Annotated in this window: 6 protein-coding genes; 2 read left to right on the forward strand and 4 right to left on the reverse strand. The window is 76.8% G+C overall.

Annotation, left to right across the window (positions count from 1 at the left end):
* Nucleotides 1-43: 43 nt before the first annotated feature.
* Complete coding sequence (locus ACFV6D_RS37060; RefSeq protein ID WP_380425065.1) at nt 44-592, reverse strand: helix-turn-helix domain-containing protein; 549 nt, start codon at nt 590-592, stop codon at nt 44-46.
* Between the two features lie 93 nt (nt 593-685).
* On the opposite strand from ACFV6D_RS37060, the gene ACFV6D_RS37065 reads away from it, so the two are divergent.
* On the forward strand, nt 686-1,528 hold the full coding sequence (locus tag ACFV6D_RS37065; RefSeq protein ID WP_380563138.1) for an alpha/beta fold hydrolase: 843 nt from the start codon (nt 686-688) through the stop codon (nt 1,526-1,528).
* A 76-nt stretch (nt 1,529-1,604) separates the two neighbouring features.
* On the opposite strand, the gene lanL is transcribed toward ACFV6D_RS37065, so the two are convergent.
* From lanL to ACFV6D_RS37080, 3 genes are all read right to left on the reverse strand, one after another.
* Nucleotides 1,605-4,148 carry a class IV lanthionine synthetase LanL gene (lanL, locus tag ACFV6D_RS37070; RefSeq protein WP_380563140.1) on the reverse strand — a complete coding sequence of 848 codons (2,544 nt, stop codon included), beginning with the start codon at nt 4,146-4,148 and terminating at the stop codon, nt 1,605-1,607.
* A 37-nt stretch (nt 4,149-4,185) separates the two neighbouring features.
* Nucleotides 4,186-4,353: an SflA family class IV lanthipeptide gene (locus ACFV6D_RS37075; RefSeq protein WP_380378787.1), complete on the reverse strand. Its 168-nt coding sequence runs from the start codon at nt 4,351-4,353 to the stop codon at nt 4,186-4,188.
* A 223-nt stretch (nt 4,354-4,576) separates the two neighbouring features.
* Entirely contained in the window at nt 4,577-5,239 is a 663-nt protein-coding gene (locus ACFV6D_RS37080) for a helix-turn-helix domain-containing protein (protein WP_380378788.1), read from the reverse strand.
* A 283-nt stretch (nt 5,240-5,522) separates the two neighbouring features.
* Here ACFV6D_RS37080 and ACFV6D_RS37085 point away from each other — a divergent pair, with 283 nt between their 5' ends.
* Nucleotides 5,523-6,383, forward strand: a complete 861-nt coding sequence (locus tag ACFV6D_RS37085) for an NAD(P)H-binding protein (RefSeq protein WP_380495114.1) — start codon at nt 5,523-5,525, stop codon at nt 6,381-6,383.
* The last annotated feature ends 77 nt before the right edge of the window (nt 6,384-6,460 follow it).

Raw genomic sequence — 6,460 nt, forward strand, 5'->3', positions numbered from 1 at the left:
GCCCGTACGAGCACCTGCTCGTACGGGCCGCCGCCGTTTCGGGCTACTCCACCGGGGACGGGCCCACGGCGGGGAAGAGGATCGGGCTGAGCAGGTACGGCTCCCGGCCCGGCGCCGGCCCGTTCGCCAGCCGAGGTGCCAGGACGGCCCGCAACTCGCCGCCGAGCTCCGCGAGTTCCGCCGGGTCGAGCCAGCACGTGCCCTGCCGGTAGGCCACCCCCTGGGCGGCCGGGTCGGCGTCCTCGCGGTCGAGGTAGGCGTTGAACTCGGCGATCAGGACGGCCATCGCGGCGGCGAAGCCCCGGCGGTGGTCCTCCCGCGTCATCGCGGCGGCCGCGGCGTCGTCCACGACCGGGCGGTCCTCGCGCAGCCGGTAGTGCCGCTCGACGGCGCCGCGCACCCGGCGCTCCTCGGCGACCTCCAGGAAGCCGGCCTCCGCGAGCAGCGCGACGTGCCGGTACACCGTCACCTTCGACACGCCGGACAGCCGCTCGCACAGCTGCGAGGTGGTGAGCACCTGCCCGCCGGCGAGGGCGTGCACCACGCGCAGGCGCACCGGGTGGAGGAGGAGGTCTACCGCTTCGAGGTCCATTGCCCAACGATTTCACAGTCGCTATCATTATCAAAGATGAAAACAGTGCGTCCGGGAGACGACCCGGGTGCCGGTTCCCAGGGGGGAAGCACCATGCGCCAGGCGAACGGGCGGGCCATCACCGTCAACGGGCGATCGATCCACGTCGAGGAGTCCGGCCACGGCACCGACGTTGTGCTCTTCGAATCGGGCCAGGGGCTCGGCCGCGCCTCCTGGGACCCGGTCCTGCCGCTGCTCGCGGACCGTGCCCGGCTGGTCGCCTACGACCGGGCCGGCTTCGGCCGCAGCCCCCGCACCGACGCCCCGCTCGACCTCGACGACCTGGCGGCCGACCTGGTCGCCCTCGCCGAGGCCGTCGCCCCCGACCGGTTCGTCCTGGTCGCCCACAGCATGGGCGGCCTGGTCGCCCGCCTCGCGTACCAGCGCCTCGCGCCCCGGCTGCGCGGCATCCTGATGGTCGACACCACACCGGAGACCGCGCCCGCCTTCGACGCCATCGACCAGATCGCCCGCCGCGTCGACCGCACGCTCGCCATCGCCCAACCCCTGGTCCGCAGCCGCCTGGTGGCCCGTCTGCTCAGCGGCACCGCCCGCCGGGTCTTCCCCACCGACACCTACGAGACCATGCTCGCCGAGGACTTCGTCCCGGCCGGCCTCGCCCAGACCCGCCGCGAATTCCGCGCCGTCGCGGCCGCCGTCCCCCGGCTGCGCGCCGAACCCCCGGCACCCCCCGGCTGCCCGACCGTCCTGCTGTCCGCCGACCGCCCCCGCCGAGGCGGCGAACGCACCCACCCCGCCCTCCAGGAACACCAGCGCCGCTGGACCGAAACCCTCCCCGACGGCCGCTACGAGACCGTCGACGCCGGCCACTTCATCCAGGGCGAGCGGCCCGACGTGGTCGCCGCCCGGATCCGCGAACTCCTCGACCGCAGCTGAGCGGTGGGCCACCGGGCGTCGGTCGACCGGCCGCAGAACGTCCGCCCGTCCGACCCGATCGCCGGCCTCGGCCGGTTCAGGCCGACGGCAGCAGTCCGGGCACCGGGCCGCCGCGACGGGACAGCCGGCGCAGGAAGGTCAGCACTCCGGGTGTCCCGACCGCCCAGGCGCGGGACTCGGCGGTCGGGTCGCCGCCGGGGAAGACCGGGCGGCCCGCCGGCCCGCCGGCCCGGGTGAGGAGCAGGGCTGCCAGTTGCTCCGCCGCGTGCCAGTGGCGGGGGTCGCCGGTGGCCGTGGCGAGGTCCACGAGGAGGTCGCCGACTCCGGCCAGACCGCAGCAGCGGACCACCAGGGCGGTACGCGGGGCGAGCGTCCGGCAGGTGTCGGCCGCGTCGGCGGCCAGGGCGAGGAGGGCGTCGTCGCCGTACTGGATCCCGGCCTGGACGAGGACCGTGCCGAGGCCGGCCAGGCCCCGGCACCAGGAGAGGTAGCGGCGGGTCGCCCCGGGCCGCAGGGCGGCCGCGTTGAGGCGGGGGAGGTCGGCGGCGAGTCCGTCGACGATGCGGCGGGCGGTCCGGCAGGACGCCTCGTCCGGCCGGGCGAGCAGGAAGTGGGCGACGCCCGCGCGGCCGTGCGCGAAGCCCTCGGCGAGGGCGGCGGTGCCGGGGTTGGGCGCCTCGCCGGGGTCGTCGAGGGGCCGGGCGGTCAGTGCCGTGGCGCACGCGGCGGCCGCCGCGAGGTGCCGGTCGGTGTCCCGGCCGAGGGCGGCGAGCAGCAGGTGGGCGGTGCCGAGCCCGGCCGCGCCGGCGATCTGGTCGGCTCCGGCGGGCTCGTGGTGGCGGAGGTACGGGGACTTCGTACCGGGCGGCGCCGTGCCGAGGGTGGCGGCGCTCTGGGCGAGGAACAGGTCGGCGCCCGCCCGGCCCTGGTAGAGCGAGCCGTCGAGGCGGTCGAGCGCCGGGTGGGCGGCCGTCCAGTCGGCCAGGGCGGTGGCGGCGGCTCGGGCGTCGGGGCGGTCCGCGTGCTCCAGCAGTTCGAGGCCGAGGCCGGCGGCGCCGTCGTAGAGCGACAGCAGGGTGCGGGGTTCGCCGACGCGCGGGTCGGTGGCGACCAGCTCGCGGGCCATCCGCACGCAGGTGCCGACGGTGTGGTCGACGGCCTCGTCGAGCGGGGCCCGCCGCGGCCCGGCCGAGCGCCGGGCCGGGGGGCGGCCGGGCGGCTTCCCCTCCCGCAGGCCGGCGGCGGCGGCCGCGCGCCAGGCCCGGTCCGGGCTCACCAGGCCCGCGACCAGGGCCACCGCGGAATCCGCCGAGTCCGAAGGCCCGGGGAGGGCCGCGCGCAGGCAGGCCAGGGTGCGGTCGCGGTTGGTCGCCGGGTCGGGGTCGATCACCACCGGGTCGAGTCCGGTGAGGGCGTGGTGGAGCGTGGTGCCCAGCGCGTAGTAGTCCTCGGTGGGGTCGGTCCCGGCGGCGCCGGGCAGCCCGTAGCCCGCCGTGGCCCCGGGCGGGCGGGCGCCGTCGAGGGCGCTGACGCCGAAGTCGACCAGCGAGCAGCGGCCGGCGGCGTCGAGCACCACGTTCGCGGGTTTCAGGTCGCAGACCACCACGCCGCGCGCGTGCACCGCGTCCAGGATCCGCAGCAGTCCGCGCGCCAGGCGCCACCAGTCGCGCCCGCCGGTGCCCGGCCGCAGGTCGTACGGGCCTGCGGCGAGGACGTCGCGCCGCAGGTCGCGCGGCCCGCACGCGCCGCTGACCAGGTACTCGTCGGCGCCGTGCCGGAAGTAGTCGACCAGCGGCGGCACCCCGGGCACCCCGGCCAGGGCGGTGAGCACCCGGCGTTCGTGCCGGAGCCGGCCGCGCGCGTCGGTGCCCGCGCCGTCCTCGCCGACGTGGGCGCGGGCCTGTTTGACCACCACCTCGCGCCCGGTGGCGAGTTCGACCGCGCGGTAGACGTGGCCGTTCGGCGAGCGGGTGATCCCGGCGGTGATCCGGTACCGGCCCTCGCCGACCCGGGTGGTCGGCGGCCGGGCGGCGGCCGCGACGGGCGCGAACGGGTCGCTCGCCCAGGGCGGTTGGCGGTAGCGGGCTTCGGCCAGGCCGGGGAAGACCGCCCCGTCCGGGCCGGTCATGCCGTAGTCGGCGCCGTCGTCCGTGACCCGGAACAGTCCGTAGCGGTAGTAGACCGGCGCGTCCGGCCGGAGCCGGAGGTCGCTCACCACCCGGGGCCCGGCCCAGCCGGCCAGCGCCCGGGCCAACTCCGTTCCCAGCGCGACGAGGTCCGCCTCGTCCGGGTAGACCGTGACGGCCTTGCCCACGGCAGCGGGGCCGCGCAGCCCGCTGTTGAGCTCCCGCAGCACGGCCGCGCCCGCCGCGAACTTCGCGTCGCAGGTGCGGCGCAGCAGGATCGGGAGCACCGCGTCCAGCAGCTGCGGGAGTTGGCCCTGCCGGGCGGACAGATGGAGCTTCCAGCCGTGGGCGCGCGCCGGCATCCGCGGGTCCTGGAGGTACCACCAGTGCCCGTCGGTGTGCAGCGGGCGGCGCGGGCCGGGCGCGGCGGCCGCCAGGTCGGCGACCCGGCGCCGCAGGGCCTCGGCGGAGCCGGGGTCGGGTGGTGTGGTCATCGCTCCGCCCTCCCCCGGTCCGCTTCCTCGGTACGGGTCAGCAGTCCACGGCGCAGTCGAAGCGCGTCGGAACGTAGGTGACCCACGGGTCGGCGAGACACGCGACCGGGGCGAGGTCCGCGTCGTGCTCGTCCTCGAAGACGATGACGTCCTCGTCGATGTCCAGCAGGCCTGCGTCGCGGATCTCGGTCACCACTGCGCTCATGGGTGGTTCCTCCCTTGGGGGTTGGACCTGCTCTTGCGGATCACGCCGGGCGCGCGGGACACCTGGGCACGCTGATCCGACGTGACCCGCAAGAGGGGGCCTGGGCCGGTGTTCCTTGCGGTTGGCGCCTCATGCTAGCCACGCCGACCGGTCCGCGACAGGGGTACGACAACGCCAACTCGGCCGCTCAGCACCGCGATTCCCGGCGACCGGAACGGACCGTTCAGTCACTCACCAGGCGGCGGCCGGTGATCTCGTCCGGGCTGATCCGGATCCAGCTGGTCCGGTCGCCGCCGGCCCAGGGGATCGCGCCGGGGAGACCGACCAGGTGGTGCAGGGCTGCGGGGTCGTGCACGTGGTGGGCGGTGCCGAGGAGGAGGACGCTCCAGCCCCGGCCGAGGTACTCGTCGATGTGGTCGATCTGGAAGGAGAGCGCGGTGCCCTCGGCCGGGGCGCCGCGCTCGGTGGTGCGGTAGGCGATGGTGCCGTCGTCGACGACGTAGTTGACGGGGACGACGACCGGGCCCGGCTGGAGCGGCAGGGCGATGCGTCCGACGCCGTGGGTGCCGATCAGCTCCCAGCACTCGGGTTCGGTGAGGCCGAACAGCCGCGGGTGCGGGCCGGGGCCGCCCTGGCCGGGCGGGGCGTCGGCGCGGCCTTCGAGCAGTTCGCCGCGGCTGAGGCCGAGTGCGGCGGCGATCCGGACGAAGCCGCCGGGGTCGAAGGCCGGTCCGGCTTCGAGCAGGTAGTGCAGGTAGCGGGGGGCCATGGCCGCCTGGTGGGCGAGGTCGTCCTCGCTGAGGCCGAGTTGTTCGCGCCGCTCGGCGATCCGGCCGGCCACGGCGGCGGGTTCGGCCCGGTCGACGGCGTCAGGGGTGTCGTTCACGGTGGTGGCTCCTCGGCTTGCCGGCGGGTGCCCGGGGTCGCGCCCGGCGTCGTGTCCCGGGTCGTGTCCGGGCGGTGACCAGGCCGGATCCATCCAAGCGCCCGGCGCGCGCCAAGTCGAGGAACGGCGGGGCGCCGTGCGTGTCGGCTCGGGGCGAACCGTGGCCGGCCCACCCGACCGGCCCGAGCCCGGCGGGCCCGACCTTGATCGGCTCCGCCCCGCCTGCGATCATCACGCTGACGTCGAATCAGGTCGGCGTCCGCTACGGGGAGGAGTGCCATCCGTGATCGTTGTGACGGGTGCCACCGGTACGGTCGGGTCGAAGGTGGTCGTGGGGCTGCGCGAGCGCGGCGAGGCGGTGCGGGCGCTGGTGCGCGCCGGTTCGCCGGGCCCGGCGGAGTGGGACGACGCGGTCGAGCGGGCGGCCGCCGACTTCTCGGACCCGGCTTCGCTGGACGCGGCCCTGGCCGGGGCCGACGTCGTCTACCTCCTGGTGGCCGTCCACCCCGAGATGGCCGCCCACGAGCGGAACGTGATCGACGCGGCCGTGCGCACCGGCCGGCGGCCCCGGATCGTGCTGCACGCGGCGGCGGGCGTCGAGCAGCGGCCGGAGGGCGTCCGCTTCGTGGGCGCACACGTCAGCGGCCTGGACCACCTGCGGGCCTCCGGGCTGCCGTGGACGGTCGTGGCGCCGAACGGCTTCCACCAGAACGTCCTGGGCATGGCCGCGGGCGTCCGGGCCGGCACCCTCGCGGCGCCGGGCGGCGAGGGCGCGGTGTCGTACGTGGACGCCCGGGACGTGGCGGCGGCCGCCGTCGAGGTGCTGGCGACCGAGGGCCACGAGGGCGCGGTCTACACCCTGACCGGCCCGGAGGCGCTGTCGCACGACGCCTTGGCCGAGCGGCTCGCCGCGGTCGCGGGCCGCCCGGTGGCGTACACCGCACTGGCACCCGAGGCGGCCCTGGCCGGAATGCTCGACGCGGGCTGGGACCAGTGGCGCGCCGAGGGCATGGTCGAGCTGTACGGGCTGTACGCGGCCGGGTACGCCGCCGCCGTCAGCCCCGACGTGGAGAAGCTCACCGGCCGCCCGGCGCGCTCCTTCGCCGAGTTCGCCGCCGAGCACGCGGCCGCCTTCGCCGGCTAGGAGAACGGAGTTCCAGGACGCCCGTGGTGCGCACCACGGGCGTGGGTGCGCCACCCCCGCGCCCGGGGGCGCGCGGG

The sequence above is a fragment of the Kitasatospora sp. NPDC059812 genome (assembly GCF_042732075.1).
Classification (GTDB): Bacteria; Actinomycetota; Actinomycetes; order Streptomycetales; family Streptomycetaceae; genus Kitasatospora.